The following is a 430-nucleotide window of genomic DNA, read 5'->3' as shown; positions in this document are numbered from 1 at the left end:
GGGGCGCGGTAGACAGAATAAAAATAGCAGAAATGCCATCCAAATTGGGTGTAAAAAGGTGCGAATGATATGCCATTTTGCCCAAGACTCCTCAGTATATAATTTCTTATACTCTTCATAAGATTGGAGTTTTTCATTTGGATAGTTTTTCTTTGTTTCTGGACTAAGAACCCATTCTCGATATTCATCATATAATGGTTTAATTCTACTATCCTTATTAAAGGTCCACATAAAATCTTCTTCTATTGCTTTTACCTCATAAGAAAATGGAGGCTCTTTGTATTTGGCATTTTGATACCAACTCATGCAAAAAACACCAATAAATAAAAGCCGAATAAATCCTCGAGTATAACCGTCAAAAAAAGAATTGCGGATTTCGATTTCCTCTTCACCACATTGGCGGATGGAATATTTTAAAGATTTGTATGCT

At 34.4% G+C, this 430-nt stretch carries 1 pseudogene; it reads right to left on the bottom strand.

Annotated elements, in window-relative coordinates:
* A pseudogene (locus tag HMPREF3263_RS04185) lies at positions 1-430 on the bottom strand (hypothetical protein); the annotation flags it as partial.

This window comes from Haemophilus sp. HMSC61B11, from assembly GCF_001838615.1.
In the GTDB taxonomy this organism is placed as follows: Bacteria; Pseudomonadota; Gammaproteobacteria; order Enterobacterales; family Pasteurellaceae; genus Haemophilus_D; species Haemophilus_D parainfluenzae_AD.
The sequence above is the reverse complement of the archived record's forward strand: the minus strand, read 5'-3'. Positions and strand labels throughout refer to the sequence as shown.